This window comes from Gilliamella sp. ESL1225 (assembly GCF_058502635.1).
This window is the reverse complement of the sequence record NZ_CP196358.1, coordinates 1,576,943-1,594,219: the sequence shown is the minus strand read 5'-3', so window position 1 is coordinate 1,594,219 and position 17,277 is coordinate 1,576,943. Positions and strand designations below refer to the sequence as shown.

General features: G+C 34.2%; 18 protein-coding genes. 4 read left to right on the top strand and 14 right to left on the bottom strand.

What is annotated here, in order from left to right:
* Positions 1 to 42: 42 nt before the first annotated feature.
* Positions 43 to 2,031, bottom strand: coding sequence for a TonB-dependent receptor domain-containing protein (locus ACSYSW_RS07325; protein WP_491705683.1), 1,989 nt, complete (start codon positions 2,029 to 2,031; stop codon positions 43 to 45).
* 216 nt (positions 2,032 to 2,247) lie between these two features.
* Between ACSYSW_RS07325 and ACSYSW_RS07320 the strand changes: the two genes are divergently transcribed.
* The 3 genes from ACSYSW_RS07320 (at position 2,248) to ACSYSW_RS07310 (ending at position 4,185) form a co-directional block, all read left to right on the top strand.
* Positions 2,248 to 3,168 carry a siderophore ABC transporter substrate-binding protein gene (locus ACSYSW_RS07320; protein WP_491705684.1) on the top strand — a complete coding sequence of 307 codons (921 nt, stop codon included), beginning with the start codon at positions 2,248 to 2,250 and terminating at the stop codon, positions 3,166 to 3,168.
* Positions 3,169 to 3,447: 279 nt separating this feature from the next.
* On the top strand, positions 3,448 to 3,771 hold the full coding sequence (locus ACSYSW_RS07315; protein WP_491705685.1) for a carbonic anhydrase family protein: 324 nt from the start codon (positions 3,448 to 3,450) through the stop codon (positions 3,769 to 3,771).
* Positions 3,772 to 3,960: 189 nt separating this feature from the next.
* The gene (locus tag ACSYSW_RS07310; RefSeq protein ID WP_491706334.1) at positions 3,961 to 4,185 is read left to right on the top strand and encodes a carbonic anhydrase family protein; all 225 of its coding nucleotides are present in this window, start codon (positions 3,961 to 3,963) and stop codon (positions 4,183 to 4,185) included.
* Positions 4,186 to 4,271: 86 nt separating this feature from the next.
* Here the strand turns inward: ACSYSW_RS07310 and flgL are convergent, their stop codons facing one another.
* Together flgL and flgK are read right to left on the bottom strand one after the other, a co-directional pair.
* Positions 4,272 to 5,228, bottom strand: coding sequence for a flagellar hook-associated protein FlgL (gene flgL / locus ACSYSW_RS07305; RefSeq protein ID WP_491705686.1), 957 nt, complete (start codon positions 5,226 to 5,228; stop codon positions 4,272 to 4,274).
* 13 nt (positions 5,229 to 5,241) lie between these two features.
* On the bottom strand, positions 5,242 to 6,885 hold the full coding sequence (flgK, locus tag ACSYSW_RS07300; protein WP_491705687.1) for a flagellar hook-associated protein FlgK: 1,644 nt from the start codon (positions 6,883 to 6,885) through the stop codon (positions 5,242 to 5,244).
* A 290-nt stretch (positions 6,886 to 7,175) separates the two neighbouring features.
* Between flgK and ACSYSW_RS07295 the strand changes: the two genes are divergently transcribed.
* Positions 7,176 to 7,940 (top strand): JAB domain-containing protein, encoded by a 765-nt coding sequence (locus tag ACSYSW_RS07295; RefSeq protein ID WP_491705688.1) that lies wholly within the window; start codon positions 7,176 to 7,178, stop codon positions 7,938 to 7,940.
* A 24-nt stretch (positions 7,941 to 7,964) separates the two neighbouring features.
* Here the strand turns inward: ACSYSW_RS07295 and ACSYSW_RS07290 are convergent, their stop codons facing one another.
* From ACSYSW_RS07290 to motB, 11 genes are all read right to left on the bottom strand, one after another.
* Positions 7,965 to 8,114 carry a hypothetical protein gene (locus ACSYSW_RS07290; RefSeq protein WP_491705689.1) on the bottom strand — a complete coding sequence of 50 codons (150 nt, stop codon included), beginning with the start codon at positions 8,112 to 8,114 and terminating at the stop codon, positions 7,965 to 7,967.
* 204 nt (positions 8,115 to 8,318) lie between these two features.
* A complete protein-coding gene (locus tag ACSYSW_RS07285; RefSeq protein WP_491705690.1) occupies positions 8,319 to 8,615 on the bottom strand; it encodes an immunity protein CdiI family protein in 297 nt (98 codons plus the stop codon).
* The gene (locus tag ACSYSW_RS07280) at positions 8,612 to 9,700 is read right to left on the bottom strand and encodes a hypothetical protein (protein ID WP_491706236.1); all 1,089 of its coding nucleotides are present in this window, start codon (positions 9,698 to 9,700) and stop codon (positions 8,612 to 8,614) included. Before ACSYSW_RS07280 ends, ACSYSW_RS07285 begins: the two co-directional genes overlap by 4 nt.
* Before the next feature lie 93 nt (positions 9,701 to 9,793).
* The gene (locus ACSYSW_RS07275; protein WP_491705692.1) at positions 9,794 to 10,000 is read right to left on the bottom strand and encodes a hypothetical protein; all 207 of its coding nucleotides are present in this window, start codon (positions 9,998 to 10,000) and stop codon (positions 9,794 to 9,796) included.
* A gap of 174 nt (positions 10,001 to 10,174) precedes the next feature.
* Positions 10,175 to 10,381 carry a hypothetical protein gene (locus ACSYSW_RS07270; protein WP_491705693.1) on the bottom strand — a complete coding sequence of 69 codons (207 nt, stop codon included), beginning with the start codon at positions 10,379 to 10,381 and terminating at the stop codon, positions 10,175 to 10,177.
* 20 nt (positions 10,382 to 10,401) lie between these two features.
* Positions 10,402 to 11,331, bottom strand: a complete 930-nt coding sequence (locus tag ACSYSW_RS07265; protein WP_491705694.1) for a hypothetical protein — start codon at positions 11,329 to 11,331, stop codon at positions 10,402 to 10,404.
* A 175-nt stretch (positions 11,332 to 11,506) separates the two neighbouring features.
* Positions 11,507 to 11,788, bottom strand: coding sequence for a YrhB domain-containing protein (locus ACSYSW_RS07260; protein WP_491705695.1), 282 nt, complete (start codon positions 11,786 to 11,788; stop codon positions 11,507 to 11,509).
* Entirely contained in the window at positions 11,788 to 12,882 is a 1,095-nt protein-coding gene (locus tag ACSYSW_RS07255) for a toxin glutamine deamidase domain-containing protein (protein WP_491705696.1), read from the bottom strand. Before ACSYSW_RS07255 ends, ACSYSW_RS07260 begins: the two co-directional genes overlap by 1 nt.
* Before the next feature lie 396 nt (positions 12,883 to 13,278).
* Complete coding sequence (locus ACSYSW_RS07250; RefSeq protein ID WP_491705697.1) at positions 13,279 to 13,602, bottom strand: DUF6572 domain-containing protein; 324 nt, start codon at positions 13,600 to 13,602, stop codon at positions 13,279 to 13,281.
* A gap of 14 nt (positions 13,603 to 13,616) precedes the next feature.
* Positions 13,617 to 15,962, bottom strand: coding sequence for a hypothetical protein (locus tag ACSYSW_RS07245; protein ID WP_491706235.1), 2,346 nt, complete (start codon positions 15,960 to 15,962; stop codon positions 13,617 to 13,619).
* Between the two features lie 344 nt (positions 15,963 to 16,306).
* Complete coding sequence (gene motB, locus ACSYSW_RS07240) at positions 16,307 to 17,275, bottom strand: flagellar motor protein MotB (protein ID WP_491706234.1); 969 nt, start codon at positions 17,273 to 17,275, stop codon at positions 16,307 to 16,309.
* Between the last annotated feature and the right edge of the window lie 2 nt (positions 17,276 to 17,277).

Sequence of the window (17,277 nt, the reverse complement as noted above, 5' to 3'; positions counted from 1 at the left end):
ATCTATAAGCTCATAGAATTAATTTTAAGAGGAATTTGGTGATTAGAAATTAATTTCAGTCCCAACAAAATATCGTCTACCTTCCAACGTTTTACCAAAATCTTCATTAACGACATCTTTATCAAATAAGTTATAAATACCTGTGTAAAGTTTAGCTTGTTTAGTTATATGATAAGTTGCACCTAAATCCCAGAAAGTGTATCCAGGGTAGGTAATATATTTTGTTTTATTTTTTTCTTTTTTGGTTGCATTTTCTTGACCATAATAAGCCACTTTTGCCCAGAGATCCCAGTCAGTTGTAATGTACCAATCCAATTGGGTATTAAATTTTTGTTTTGGTGTACGATTTAATGCATGCCCTTTATTGGCTCCACTTTTTTGTTCGGTTTTGTTCCATGAATAATTGGTCGACAATAATAATAAATCGGTAAATAAAGGTGTTTTTAACGAAAACTCGACGCCTTTCAAATCGGCTTTATCAACATTTTCTCGCTTTTGTACAAAGTCAAAACCACCAACACCATTGATTGAGCAAGTCCCACTGCCTGCACCATTATTACAAATATAATAAGATTGGATTTTATCTTTATATTTAGTATAAAAAGCAGTTAAAGAGGTATCTAAACCATAATCATTGGTATAACCTAAGCCAATTTCAAAATTATTCGTTTTTTCAGGTTTTAAATTAGGATTACCAATAATAACGCCTTTATTACCAGTGCCTGAGCCGCCTGTTACTTGTCCCCAGTCTGAAACAACATAACGCAATTGAGGCGTAGCATAGCCGGTTGAATAACCCCCTTTTAAGGTAAAGTTATTATCAATATTCCAGACGCTATAAACGCGAGGATTCCAGTTATTACCGTAATTTTCATCTTTATTAAAACGTAGACCAAAAGTAAAACTTAAGTCTTCTAATAATTGAAATTCGTCTTCGCCATAAAGTGCATAATTCCAGCGATCAATTTTAGTTAGATCCGCAGTTAATTGATTACCTTTATCATGCAATTCTTGATAAGTATAATGCGCACCAAGGGTTAACATATTAGCATCTAATGGAATAACGGCACGGGTATCGACATCGGTATTTTTTATTTTCATATCACGTTCAGGATTATTATTCCCTTCGTAAGAAACAAACGACGTTGTTGAAAAATGATCGAAGTTGCCATTATGCGTTAATGCAATGGTATTACGGCGATTATCACGCTTAAAATCACCACGAGAAAGCGGTCTTGTTTTACCTGCTGTGGCTTTACTATTTTGTAAAGAACGCCCTAAATTTAAATCAAATTTTTGCGTTTCTGTGGCATTTAACGATAATTTACCATTGATGCTGCGTAATTTCTGTTCAGCATGACCATTTAAAAAATCATCTTCTCCGCGGTCAGAATATTGACCGTATAATTGAATACCTAAAACATCATGAATAATTGGACCTGTTACGGCAAAATTGCCGTTGTAATAATTTTTTGCTTTCGAGTCATCTTGAATGACTGATTCTAAACGAATACCACCTTGCCATTGGCTTGCCACTTTTTTGGTAATAATGTTAACGACACCCCCCATGGCATCAGAACCATAAAGCGAAGACATAGGACCGCGGACAACTTCAATACGATCGATTGCCGAAAGGGGAGGTAACCAACCTTGTTCAAAGCCAGCATTATCGCTATTTGGACGAGTTTCGCGTGTACTGACCTTTTTACCATCCACTAAAATTAAAGTATATTTAGCATCCATTCCTCGAATACTAATATCAGTACTATCACCGCTACCTGAAACAGTAACACCAGGAATATCTTTTAAAGCATCAGTAACATCTCGGTAAGATTTATTGCTGATTTCTTCTGGCGTAATGACTGAAATTGTTGCGGGGGCTTCTTTAATCTGTTGTTCAAAACCTGAAGCGGTTACAACCATGGTATCGGCTTCGGAATTATTGGCAGCGATAGCTGTTGATGAAAGAGATAACAGTAAAGATGAATTGATGAAGCGCGCGAGCATTTTTATTTTTTTCCGATTACCCATACCTTGAAACTCCTTGTGGTTTAATAAAATTAACGAGTTAAGTTATTATTAATTTATATTCTTATTTAAAAAAATTGGTAAGAAGTTACATTAAATGAGAATTATTATCAATATCTTTGATGATTTATTTATTGCTAGACTTTTTTATTTTATTTAATGATAATAATTATCATTTACTTAAATTCTACTTTCATAAAGATAAACTAAGGTGACATCATGAATAAACGCAAAAAATTACTCTTTACCAGCCTCGCTGCAATAATGTTTAGCTTAGTCGGTTGTAGCTCACACACAGTAGGAGTTACAAATAATAATCAAACGGTTGAAGTGCCAAAATCTCCGCAAAAAATTGTGGTTATGAATTATGGGGCTTTAGATACCCTTGATGCATTAGGTAAAGGGGAATTAGTTGTTGGAACGCCTTTATCATCAATTCCAAGTTATTTACAGCAATATAACAATTCAAAAGTTATTGATACTGGTAGCATGAAAGACCCTAATGTTGAGACAATTAAAAACATCAAACCGGATCTCATTATTATTGATGGACGTGCCGCTAGTAAATCTGAACAATTGACAAAAATCGCCCCAGTCCTTAATTTTAGTGTGGACAATAAACATTATGTTGAATCGGCAGAACAACATATTCAATTATTAGCTGAATTAACTGATACTAAAAAAGAAGCTGATATTATTGTGCAATCTTTAAATGATAAAATCATCGCAGCGCAATCTCTCAGCGAGAATAGCCCGAAAAAAGCTATTGTTACTTTACATAATGAGGGTAAATTAATCCTAATTAATAACAGTGCAAGTGCAACGCTTATTCATGATGTTTTAAAAGTAAAACGTCGAATCCCTATTGTTGAAATATCACCTAATTTAATTGGTAAACCGGCACCTATTTTTGTGGATAATGAATTTATCAAACAAAATAAACCCGATATTATTTATGTTATTGACCGCAGTAAAGCAATTGGTAAACCTGCGATGAACGCGGATTATTTTAATCAGAAAATCCTTAATAAAGCACACAGTAAAGTTGTTTATTTGACGGCTGATCTTTGGTACTTATCAGGTGGTGGTGCAGAAAGTATGCCATTACAAATTGATGAAGTTATTGCAAGTATTAAATAAATTGTTATTTTCACACTCTAAATAGGTAATTAAAGTAAAATAAACCTTTATCGAATGATAAAGGTTTTTTATATTTTATCACTATAGAAATTTATTTATGTAGTTTAGAAAAACGTCATTTGAAATCATATAAAAAGAATATAAATAATGGATTATTAAAAAAGACTATTTTTTAAATATTTTATTAAACCGATTAGTTATTTTTATAAGCTGTCATTGTGAGGCATAATATTCTTAATTATAATGGCGCAACTTCTAACTTTTCATATAGATATTAAAATGAAATTAAATAAAACATTAATTTTTAGCGCACTATTACTTAGCGGATTTTGTTTATATGCTACCGAAAAACATTGGGGATATGGTGATGAAAATGTTCCAAAGCATTGGGCGGATATCAACGCAGAATATTCTTTATGTGCGACAGGGCAGAATCAATCACCGATTGATATTAATGACGTTTTACTTGCACAAAAACAAGGTTTAACGCTTACTTTTGATCCAAAAAAACAAAATATGATTAATAATGGACATACTATTCAAGTTAATGTCGATGAAGATGATATGTTATTTCTGGATAATCAATCATTTAAACTGCAATAATTTCATTTCCATTCACCGAGTGAAAATACCTTAAAAGGGGAACATTTTCCATTAGAAGGTCATTTTGTATTTAAAAACGAAGAGGGTGAATTATTAGTTTTGGCTGTATTCTTCAAAGAAGGTCAAAATAATATAGAACTAGATCGTATTTGGGTAAATTTACCGGAGAAAAAAGGGTAACAATTAGATATAAAGAATCTTATTAATGTCGAAGCGCTACTTCCTGATTCATTAGATTACTATCGTTTTAGTGGATCACTAACAACACCACCATGTTCTGAAGGTGTTCGTTGGATTGTTCTAGCAAATGCTGTCGATGTATCAAAAGAACAAGTAACGAAATTCCATTCCATAATGAAGCATGATAATAATCGTGAAGTACAACCATTACATGGGCGCATTATTATTAATTAATTAAAAGAGGAGATTAACGCCAATATTAAGTGTTTTGTTAATAAAATCGTTAATCTCTTAATTTATATCCTAAATGACTAAAATAGTTATTTCATTTGAAACAAAGACATATTTTGCATATTCAAATAGGTTTGTTGCGCAGCTTGTAAACTAAATTGTAAAAGCGTGTAATCACTAATCGCATCATACCAATCAACGTCTTCAAGATTACTTATTTGTGTTTTAAAGTTAGTATCGAGCGAAGCGCCTAATTTAACCATTTGCTCGATTTCTGACATCACTTCACCACCTGATGTACGGACTTTCGAGATATTCGTTAGCGTACTGTCCATTCCACGACGAGCTTTTCCTAACGTTTCTCTAAATTCATTTAATTGTGCTTCATCACCTTTATCAACATTCATTTTTAAAGCACTAATGGCGTAATCGATGCTTTTAAAAACATTGCCTTCAGTAGGAGAGCCATCAGGCTCTTTACTATTAGATCCGGTTAGAAAAGCTTCGATACCGGTAAAGCCCATTTTAACTTCTCTTGCTTCATCAATACTCACCATTACTGATGTATCCGCGCCGACATAACTGACTTCACCGGCTTCGTTCATTACAAAAGGGGGTTTGTCATTTTGTATACCGCCAAATAAATAATTACCATTGGTATCTTTAGCATTGCCTAAGCTCATTAATTCGTCTTTCATACGATTTAATTTCGTGATAAGTAATTCACGATCTGAATCATTAAGAACTTCACTACCTGCTTGGACTAAGGTTTCTTGAATATTTTGCACAAGTACAGTTGCATCTTTCAAAATAACATCTTGATGAGATAAAAAACTATCTACTGTTTTACGTGTATTTTGAAATTGATCATTGCGATTCATCGCCTTTTGATAATTTAATGCTTGTGCTGTACCAACAGGATCATCAGATGGTGTTAATATTTTTTTACCTGATGCTAAATGTAACCCTGATTGTTGCCATTTAGTTTGGGTATTTAAAATTGTATTAAGATTATTTTGATAAATTGAATTTGAACTAATACGCATTTTGCTTCCTTACTTATTTCATTATGCCTAAAATGGTGTCAAATAAAACGTTAGCGGTATCAATGACTTTGGCATTAGCTTGGTAATACTGCATATAAACTTGCATCGATATATATTCTTCATCTAAATTAACGCCCGAAATAGATTGATTCTCATCATTAATCTGCTTAACAATATTTTTATTAGCCACAGCAGAAATTTCGGCTGATTTTGTTTCATTACCGACAAAATTTACTAATCCTGCGTAGGCACCATTAATCGTATTACTTCCACCAATTAATTTTTCATCTTGAATCGCTAATAATGCTTTAACATTACGATTATCACTGACTCCATTTTGATCATCACCAAGACCTGTAGCTAATTTTGACGAATCTGTAATTAATACCTCTAACGAATTGGCAATATCAGCTGTCGGCTTAATGATAAAAGAATCGCCAGCATTAGGTTTGCCTTGTACTTCAATCGATAAGCCATCAAACTGTAATTTACCTTCTTTTAAATCTGGTTTGATTTGTGTATTATCTGATAGGCGAGTAACAACCCAATCATTGCCGTCGAATTCAATGCGGTAATCCGATGCTTTAACTTCTTTGGCAGAAGTAAAATCAATATTTAAGCTAGCATTACCTGTATTTAGGGTATGAGAAATACTACTTGGTTTATTATAAGCAAATATTTCTTCACCTTTATTGCCATTGAGATCAATCCCCGCGGTATGCACTTCATTAAATCTTTCGGCTAAATTTAAGGCAATAAGACCTAATTGATTCCGCGCATCTGTTAATGGTCCGTCACGATATTGTAAAATACCCTGTAATTTACCTGAATTAATATTTTGGCTTGTTAATTCACTTGTTGCGCCCGAAGTATGTGTATAAACAATTATATTTAAAGAAGGATCGGCGGACGAAGGCTGGACATTCAGCGGATTGACATTAGTGCCTTGTACTAAGTTCATACCATTGTTTAATGAAATATTATATTGACCATTTTGTTCACTCACCGTTACACCAATTAATTGATTTAATTCAGAAACTAACTGATCACGCTGATCGAGTAAAGCATTCGGTTCACTTCCCCCCGTAGCCCCTTGCAAACGCCCAATTTTTTGATTTAATTCTGCAATTTCTTTGGTATAACGATTAATTGAGTCGACATTAGACTTTAATTCATTATTAATATTTGAATACTGTTCTTTTAATTGTGAATCGGTTTTATTAAATTGATTGACCAATGATTGGAAATTATTTAATACAGATTGACGAATGGACAGATCATTAGCATTCGTTGATAATTTTTTTATATTGTTAAATAAATTATTTGTTTGTGCTGAAATATCTATATCATTTTTCGCAAAGAGCTTATCGATTTTTGTTAATTCACTATAATAGGCATTAATAGAGCTACTATGAGTTTGTGCGCTACGTAATTGCTCAACCATTAATCCATTATAGACACGGCTAATTGAATTGGTCTTAACCCCATTTCCTACAAATCCTACCGACGAAGCGGTACCATTAGCTTGACTTAATAATAATTGCTGACGGTTATATCCTTTTGTATGAGCATTACTAATATTGTTACTCACTACATTAAGCATATTTTGCGCAGCATTAAGCCCACTAACCCCTGAATTCATTAATGAATTTGCCATAAATAACCTCAAATAAATCAATGCGATTTGTCACATTTTATTTTTAACCTATTTAATTATCGGCATAAATAATAAAAACTTGAGGATTTTATTTGTTGGATGAATAGGGAAGACAAAAAGGATCCTTATTATTTGCGAACTACCTCGCAAATTTAATAAAAATTATTTAATGGCACAATTTCTTCTTTAATTCTGCTCTCAAAACGACGCAACGACATTTAAGTTACCGCGCTTTTATGCTATATTTTTTAACCAATTTACTCCCTAAGTCTAACGCATAGGCAATCGCAATGGATATTAAACTCAGCAAGAACGATAAGCAGTATATTAATGGTACCGATGATGTATTTGAAATTATGCGTCGAGTATTATTGCGAGATAATAAAATCGATCAAGAAAAGGAGCATTTTTGGATTATTGGTCTTAATACAGCTGGCTTTATTTTGTATATTGAGCTTATTGCACTTGGTAGTGTGCATTCGGTTGATGTCGAGCCGATGAATGTATTTCGGGTTGCTGTGATGAAAAATGCCACGCGTGTGATAGCTATTCATAATCACCCATCGGGTCGGTTAGTACCGTCTGATGAGGATAAAGATATAACCGACCGATTAATACAAGTGGGGCGCATTTTAAATATTGAATTGACCGATCACTTAATTATCAGCCCTAAAAACTATGTCAGCTTTCGTTCTATTGGGTTAATGAATGAACTAGAGAAGAGTTTAAAATATGTGCCAACGTATCAGGTAGTTGAACAAATCCGTAAAGAAGAGCGGGCTATTGCGAAAGAAAAGCTGAGTATTGCAAAACAGAAATTAGATATAGCAAATAATAAAATTGCTAACGAGAAAAACAAAACTAAGATTGAACAAGAAAAAGTGAAAGCAGAACGTGAAGCAAAAAAAATCGAAAAACAACGACGAGAGAAATTAGAACAAACGATGGTCAATACGTTACTTGAAAAAGGAGTTGATGTTGAAAGCATCGCTAAAATTATGGATATGAGCCCAAAAGAGATTGAACGTATTATCAATCCACCTCATCAAGAATAGGCGAAAGTATGAGTAATGCGATATTTAAAATCGGGGTGATGTTGTAAAAAACGTTATTATCAAAAGAATAACGACTTTCATCCCCCCTAAAAAGCGGGGCATTTCGTGCTCGGTCCATGTGTACCTGGCTATTTTGTTATCAACAAAGTCAGGCTCAACTGGCTCATTAATCACTTGCCATTTTTCGATATGTGCCCATTTTTTAGGGATTTTAACGCGGCATAAATCCTTGGGGTTATAACGTCCAATTAATTGGCAATCTGCCGTATCGTTATCGAGATGATAAGGATTATCCTCAATCTGGGGAATGATTTTATATTTATAACTGGAATGAAGTTGATATTACTATTTCCAGTAAAATACTTTAAATACATAAATTTATATAATTGGTTGATAGTTTATTTTATAATTTTTGCCTAATTCAATTTGTAATTGTTCTTGTAAATATTTACCTTTAGCTTTGAAATTATTTTTTTTATCAGTATTTATAAACCCTGACTCTAATGGGTTGTTTAAGTTTAAAGTTTGATCATATTCATCTGACCATTCATCTAACTCTTTTTTAAGGCTGTTACTTATTGGTAAAGTATAAGGATTAATATTTCCAAATTCCGTTTCTGAATCAAACCATAATGGATAACATTCATAATCTGCCATTAATTTTATATATATCACTTTTTTCCTCCTGCGGGGTTTGCCCCTACAATAAACCCATTATTTCCAGTTGTTATAGCTATCCTTTGCTTTTTATTATTAATAGTAATTTCATAGATTAGTCGTCCTATTCCTTTGCCTTGATAATCGACAATTTTGCCATTTGATAATGCATCTATTATTACATCTGCTATTTCTGACTCTGATACACCTATTTTAGCAAAATCATTAGCATGTTGCTCAACAATATGCTGAAATCCCGCAAAGGATGTTCCTTTTTCAAGAAAGATTATTTTGTCGTCAGATAACTTTTCGATCCGTAAAATATTTTCTGGAGTAAATTTCGTACCATTTTCTATCAGTTCTTTTATATATTCTTCTTTTAAAATCTTTTTTTCTATATTAATAATATTATCTACTTGAACAGATTCTCCTTCAACCAACTTCACCTCACTAAAATCCTGAAACTTAATGGTATGACGTTTAAATGGCGTATTAGGTAAGAGGTTTGTTGCCCCGACTTCAAGGCTTTTAATGTCATCGGCAAAGGTACCATTTGGTGTACTTGTTGTTATTTTATTAAATGCCGCCATATTATGACGAGTATGAGCCATTTTGTTAATGGCATTTAATTTACTGGCTGCACCAATATCAACCAGTCCATAAGTGATACCTTCATACCCTTTAGGGACAATGCCGGTTTTAGCAATGATTTTTTCACCGATGGTACTGACTTCGTTATCGGTAATAAACCGGCTCGCACCAGCGGCGATATTATCTGCGCCAATAAAGCCAATACCCAGGGCAAGAGGTGTTCCGCCGCCCACGGTCGCCGCTTCAACGCCGGCTGCGGCAATCAGGGTGAGTGCCCCGCCAATGACTTGCAAGCCACCGATAATTTTATTTTCATATTTATCAATAAACGCTTGGTTTTTCTCTGCTTGGGCTTTTAGTGTATCACCCCAAAAATACCCGATGATGCCACTTGTTATAGTCGACACCGGGGATATTAACGAGTCAGGACGGGTTGCCGCATCGATGGCATTACTTAATTGATGAGGGTTAAGATAGCTAAAATAGTCATTAATAAATGTGCTATCAACCACACTTGTTGTATTGAGATAGTAATAAAAAATGACGAGTTAATCGTCATTTTTTATAAAAGATGTTTATTATTTAATAAGGTATTTTTAGATATATTATAAGGAAATGTTATATTCATCGGCTAATTTATTAAGCATATTTCCATACTGTATAACTTCTTGTTTTGTCCAACCTGTTAAAGTCGGTATTTCCTGTTCATGACAATAACGTAATACAAGTTGTTCAAGAGAACGAACTAAATTAAATTCTCTTTCATTCATTTCAATTGTTAGTATATTATCTTGTTTGTTTAAAATTTTCATTTATTACCTTTATGCTGATTGTTTTGAAAAAGCATTTATTAAGTTATCAAAAATGCATTATAAAGTAGTTTATAAAAGAAATTTTGTTTTTGCTATACAGCCATTACAAGGAATTGAATTTAAAAAAGAGAAATTCAATCAGCAAAAAATATAATTTTCTAGTAATAATATTATTTATAAAATAATGCCATATTTATCTATTATTTCAATATTAGAATCGAAAAACTCCCAAAATTCTTCTTCTGTCCAACCTGTTAACCTTTGCCTTTTATCTTTACTACATGAAATAGAAATAGCAAGCATTAGAGAATGAATTAAATTAAATTCATTTTCAGTCATTTCAAGTTGTAATGAATCATTTTCTTTATTTAATATTTTCATTTGACATCTCTATTTCGTTATTAGTTAGTTGATTTTCTTAAAAATTTAATATATTTTTCCCAACCCTTATCATAATCTGGTCTAAAAGCTGTACTTTCGCCACTTATTGGATTTTTAAACACAACGGTACGTGTATTGTGATCTAGATATAGAATACGCCCATCGTTATAATATCGCACATCACTAGCCTTATTTACAATATCTTCTACAAATTGTCTATATTGCTCTCGCGTTCTTATTCCGAGTGATTCAAATTCACCTTGAGCTAAAACGTGTTTTTCGAATGCATGTCCAGCGGCAATTTCTTTGCTAATTAATTGATTATTTAATTTTGGTTTAGTCGCAACATTCTCAGCAAGCGTTAAAAAATCAAATTCTTTACTAAAATCCTGAAACTTAATGGTATGGCGTTTAAATGGCGTATTAGGTGATAAGTTTATTGCCCCGATTTCAAGGCTTTTAATGTCATCGACAAGGGTACCATTTGGCACACTTGCTGTTATTTTATTAAACGCCGCTATATTATGGCGAGTATGCGCCATTTTGTTAATGGCATTTAATTTACTGGCAGCACCAATATCAATCAGTCCATAAGTGATACCTTCATACCCTTTGGGGACAATGCCAGTTTTAGCAATGATTTTTTCACCGATAGTGCTCACTTCTTTATCGGTAATAAACCGGGTCACACCAGCGGCGATATTATCTGCGCCAATAAAACCAATAGCCAGGGCAAGAGGTGTCCCAAAGCCCACGGTCGCTGTTTCAACGCCAACAGCGGCAATCAGGGTGAGTACCCCGCCAATGACTTGCAAGCCACCGATAATTTTATTTTCATATTTATCAATAAACGCTTGGTTTTTCTCTGCTTGGGCTTTTAGCGTATCGCCCCAAAAATACCCGAGGATGCCACTTGTTACAGAAGTAAAAGGTAGTAGCATCTTAAACAATCAATTTGTTTTATCCTTTTAATTATGTATTACAAAGCACAAAACTTAATCCCAAATCACAGTCAACTATTAAAGGTTGGTTTCGGGCTATCTGAATTTTATATAATATTATGGAGCTTTATAAATTAATGGTACTTTCCCATTTGAATTAATTGTATAAAATCTGATTATAAGTCTAAAATTCAGAGTTATTTTTTTTGTTTTCATATTCTTGGATATAGATATTTAAAGGATATGCTGTTCCTAATTCATATATTTTTCCACTATCTTTATCAATTATGAATGGACAATTGCCAATTAATTGTGTTGAAAAATCACCAGTCTCTAAAAATTCTCTAGATTGAAAACAAAAAAGCCACCCTTCAGAAAATCTGTCTATTACAGTAATTTCTACAGGAATATCGTATTCAGTTAAATAATTTTTAGCTATATTTACTGCTTCGGTAAAAGTAATCATCAATTAGTCCTTAAAAATTTGAAAGAATTAAATTTGCTCATATCTGCAACTTTACCTGTTTGACCATCTAAGAAACGTATTTTTCCATTTTGATTAACAACATTAAAAACATGCCCAGGTTGCCCTGTTCCATAAGAACCAAATACAATACCTCTTGCGCCAACTCCTGCATTTGACATCTGATCGCTAATATTATTAGCGCTATTAACATTTTGAAATTTTGTTCCAAATTGCTTTTCTAACACGGATATTGGAACTCCACTTTTTGAATTAATAGGTAAAGCAGAGGCTGGATTACCGCCTAATGTTGCATCAGTAGCGATAGCACAATTGACACAATTATGAGTTCTGCCTTCTATAGGATACCCTCTATTTACATCACGTATAGTTCCAGCGGTATCATTAATTATAATTTTCGTCGTCTGATTTTCGGCATATGGACTAAACGTTGGCTCGTCAATAGTAATCATATTACGTTGATTAAGCGAGATATTCTCAACGGTAATGCCAATTTCACTGGGTTTAACGGGTGGGGTGCCTTTAATGCTGGTGAGTTTGATGATATTACGGGATTGTGTCGCTGTTTTAATGACTAAGCCCGCTTTACCGGCTGCAGTCATATCGGCTAATGCGTAAATATCTTCGCCGGAGCCATCGGGGAATATGCCGGTTGCTTCAATTAAACTGCCACCGATTGTTGAGGTGTATTCACCCGATATTACTTGCCGAGTCCCTGATTGAATATTATCTAGCCCAAAAAACAGTAACGTGGTTGCAAGCCCTAGACCTATGCCGGTTTCAGCTAACGCGCTGGCAGCAATCAGTGTCGCTGCACCTTGTACGACTTTCATCCCCCCTAAAAAGCGGGGCATTTCGTGCTCAAGGATTTCGTTTGATTTGCCTTTGGTGGTATAACCCGCAGTCACGAGTGCTGTACTACAGACTACGTCACCGATGGTCGTAAAGCGAAAAGGCAGGCAGAGTTGCTTACTCAGTACAAAGCTATTCCAAACATTTTGTTTATCGTGCTCGGTCCATGTGTACCTGGCTATTTTGTTATCAACAAAGTCAGGCTCAACGGGCTCATTAATCACTTGCCATTTTTCGATATGTGCCCATTTTTTAGGGATTTTAACGCGGCATAAATCCTTGGGGTTATAACGTCCAATTAATTGGCAATCTGCCGTATCGTTATCGAGATGATAAGGATTATCCTCAATCTGGGGAATGATTTTATATTTATAACTGGAATGAAGTTGAAGCAGTACCTCATCACATTTTGGGAGCTGCGTATAGGCAAATTCAATCCGGGTGCCTTTTAACCGATACTTTTTGCGGGTTTCAACATGCTTAATGATAGCGGGTTGCCGCAGGTATTTGAGCAGTTTAAGGATATTTTTATGTTGAAATAGTTATAAAGTGACGGTATTAATCGTCACTTTATTGGGTGTAGATAATGTAATAATAAAACTGATTTGCAATATCAATTACTATCCAGTTATTTCGATTTCTATCTCGATATCATATTTTTTAATTTCCTTCGCAATATAAGATAAAAAATCTATACCTTTTTGAGGCAATTGATGTTTAAAAGTTATTTTTAGCAAATATTTCTTAATTAAATAGTTAGGATAAATATCTTTATATTGTTTACTCTCAATAAAAGATAAATAGTTATTAATTTTGTCTTGTAAAATTTGAAGGTGTGTTAATTCTTCATGCCAATTTAAGTGATCAGTTATTAGTAAAATTAATACATTATTTTTCTCATCAAATGCTAACCCATCAATTTCATTTAAATTTTCAATTGTCATTTTTACCTCTTAATTTATTCTATAATTGGTGGTCTAATAATTTGAATTTCTACTTCTTCTGGTAATATCTTGATTCCTCCTATAAATTCTCCTTTACCTTTGCCTACAATATTACCACCATGAGTTTTTAATTCAGGAAATCCTATTTTTTGATTCTTTGTTAATGGAGCTAATAATGAAGATTTATATTCTTCTAAAATTAATTTCCCAGTCTCCGGATTTTTAGCCATAGCGTCAATTCTAAATTTTGTACCTTTAGTTGTTTTTATTGAAATTTGTTCAACTGCATTCGGATATTTATTTTTAAGATTTAGGAATTGTTGTTGTTCATATAATTTACCTTGTTGAGCATTTTTTATTATATTAGGTAAGTTATCAAATTCCTTAAAACTAATTACATTACGTTGATTTAATGAAATATTTTCAATAATAATGCTAGTCTCGCTGGGCTTAATGGGTTTTCCAGTTGTTAAACCTTTAAATTTAACGACATTATAAGCACTGACTGAGCTTTTAATTAAGGTAGTTGCTTTAGTTGCTAAACCAAAATCAATCAGTGAATAGGCAATTTCGCCGTAACCTTTAGGGACAAGATCTGACCATTCAATAATATCTGCACCAAAGGTTTGGGTAAATTCATTGGTGATTAGTGAACGTGTGCCGGCTTGAATGTTATCAATAGCAACAAATCCAATAACGGCAGCGAGAGGGACACCGATGCCAGTTGCACCTAGTGCACAGGCAACACCTAAACTAACAACACCCATAGCCACTTGAACTCCCGCTGTTATTCGGGTTAAATTATTTTTTATAAATTCAACGACGGTATTAAATGTTTTATTAATAAAACTTGGCTCAACCGGCTCATTAATCACTTGCCATTTTTCGATATGTGCCCATTTTTTAGGGATTTTAACGCGGCATAAATCCTTGGGGTTATAACGTCCAATCAGTTTGCAATCTGCCGTATCGTTATCGAGATGATAAGGATTATCCTCAATCTGGGGAATGATTTTATATTTATAACTGGAATGAAGTTGAAGCAGTACCTCATCACATTTTGGGAGCTGCGTATAGGCAAATTCAACCTTTGTGCCTTTTAACCGATACTTTTTGCGTGTTTCAACATGCTTAATAATAGCCGGTTGCCGCAGGTATTTGAGCAGTTTAAAGGCGTTAACATAGAGGGACTCGATATCGGTAAGATTATCATGCTGCGTGGCGGTTTTAATTGCCGCTGTTAAGCGTGTTTCTTCATCGCGCTCATCACCTGTGCCATCTAACACAAGGGGGCTATAGAGATACGCGCGGACACGTTTAACGATATCGCTATTATGATAGCGATAATCCGCTTTATCAAATCCCTCACTGTGTTTAAGCTGACTAACGGCTGAAATCACGTCCTTGTAGAAAATGGGCGGGTACGTTGCTCCTTCGCTGTCTTCATACGCTAACGTGCCGATGCGTTGCTCGGCGGTAAAAAAATAGGTGTTGTTTAATAATATCAGTAGCTGATAAAACATAAACCCAATGTGCTCATCCGGGCGAAACATATTTTGTTGCCAAAGCAAAGGGGCATAGCGAAAATGCTCGGCGGAATAACCATAATTAATTTGACCCGCCAGGGCGTTATCTATCTCAACCGTAAAGGGTGAATTGCCGGAGGTTAATAAGGCGGTTAAGTCATCAAGCCAGGCTTGTGCCAGTTTTTTAACGTGTAAGCGTTTATCCCCCCTTTCTGCAAGTTCAATGGCATTTAGTCCACCGCCTAGCAGTAAATGCACTTTGGGGTAGACTTTTTCGGTACTAAACACACTTTTATTCTTACCTAAAAAAATTTCATCGCGGCTAAAATCATGATTGAACAGGAAATAAGTGGTATTAATGTCAGGTGATATACCATCATAAAAACCGATGGGTAGTGCCGGGCGATTGATGAGTTCAACGATAATCCAAGTGTAATCAGGTTGGTATTCCGGGATTTTTCTATTATATGGAATGGGCGGTGGCATAGGTGGAGAGGGTGGGCGCATATCGAAAACGGGATTGAAAATCGGTAAGGTGCGCAAAATAAGTCGTTCGTGATAGAGTGCCTGTAATAAACACTTCGCGACCTTATCGGGATAACGGTGATAATAAGCCGCATAATGTAAGCCGTTTTTTTGCAGTAAGGGATAGAAATTTTTACAGCTATTGGGATTGGCAACGAGCTTTTTAATAATTGGGTGATAGTCGGTTTTATGGAAGTATTTAATGCGACGAGGATAAAAAGGGCTGCATCTAAATTCGCCCTCACCCTCTCTAAATTCTTGTATAAGGTTATCCCACTCGCTTGGGGTGAGCAGTTGATAGTAGTACATTTCCTTGACCCATTTTATTGTATTTATTAATTAGTATCGGTTAGTTTGGCGCGTTATTGATATTGAATAAAACCGATAATTATTGTGGTGAGAAGATTAGCATAGGAATTATAAATTGCAAAGAAAAATCTTATAAAACGTTAACCTAAAAAAGTACGCTAAAGAATAAAAAAAAGCTACAAAATAAAAGAATAATGAATTGTAAATGGTATTGAAGCGAATAAACAGTGATAAAAAAGGATTATAAAAGAGGTAACTAATGCGATATTGCGATTTAATTAAAATCGGGAGCATTGCTATATCGCATTAGTGTTTTTATTGTTTTCTCTTTTTTTAGGTTTTGGTTAATTTTTTATAGGATCTGTGCTTATCGGGTTTTTATTATTCGGAATCTGTTGCTCGATGATCGAATTTTGTTTTTGCTCTTGATGGTATTTTTTCAGTAAATCAATCCCTGTTATTACGTTTTCTTCTTCAATATATTGTAAACTTGCACTATTTAAAATAAGAATACTAATACGACGATTGGCATCGGTTGAGAAGTTGGGTCTATTGAGATTGACGGTATCTGCTAAAGCAATGACACGAATAATTTTGTTACTTTCCAGCCCGCCATTAATTAATTCACGTCTTGAAGCATTTGCTCTATCGGCTGATAACTCCCAATTACTATAACCTTTATCGCCCGTTGCAAATTGCCTTTCGTCGGTGTGGCCAGATAAGATAATTTTATTAGACATAGAATTTAGAATTGGTGCTATTGCATATAAAATATCATGCATTTCGGGGCGGATTTTTGCGCTGCTTAAGTCAAACATAGGTTGATTATTATTAGCTAAGATTTGTAACAATAATCCACGTTCATTTAATTCAATAATTAAATTAGATTCAAGTTTTTTTAAGCGAGGATCTAATTGAAAGGTTTCAAATATTTTTTTACTGACGGCAATTAATTGATGCTTTTCTAATTGTTGATGTAAATAACTTGAATTATTAAGATGTAATTGTCCGAAATGCGTTTCACCCTCTGTTTTTAAAATATCGTCCCCACCGCCAGGTATAGGGTTGGCGCTGTCGCTTATTTTCTCACCTGTTGTCATACCAAAATTAAGTGGTGTTCTAAAATATTCGGCAATGCTTTGTAATTGTGATTCAGTAGATTGGCTTATTAACCACATGACTAAAAAAAGTGCCATCATTGCTGTCATAAAATCGGCATAAGCTATCTTCCACGATCCGCCATGGTGACCTTTAGCATGAGATGATTTTTTTTTACGGATGATATATTGCGTATTTTGTTTATCTTTACTCATAA